Consider the following 253-nt stretch of genomic DNA (forward strand, 5'->3'; position numbering starts at 1 on the left):
GGAATTCGTTCATCTTGGCATTGATGCCCAGCTCTTCAATACTTTCCGGGCCGGTAATACCAAAATTAATCAGCTTCTTGGCACGCTCAAGGTCTTCTTTATGTTTGAAAACAATCGCGCCACCTTCGATGGTGTGAAACAACTTGGTGGCATGAAAGCTCAGGGTTGCGGCATCACCGTAGCTAAGCAGGCACTGTTGTTTGTACCTGACACCAAAGGCGTGTGAGGCGTCATATACCACTTTTAAATTGTG

The 253-nt window shown here is 46.6% G+C and carries 1 protein-coding gene; it reads right to left on the reverse strand.

Annotation, left to right across the window (positions count from 1 at the left end):
* A partial coding sequence (locus RMT89_RS44325; protein WP_315889417.1) for a DegT/DnrJ/EryC1/StrS family aminotransferase occupies positions 1 to 241 on the reverse strand: 241 nt, incomplete at its 3' end.
* Positions 242 to 253 lie beyond the last annotated feature (12 nt).

Origin of the sequence: Streptomyces sp. P17 (assembly GCF_032436805.1) — a bacterium.
Taxonomy (GTDB): domain Bacteria; phylum Actinomycetota; class Actinomycetes; order Streptomycetales; family Streptomycetaceae; genus Streptomyces.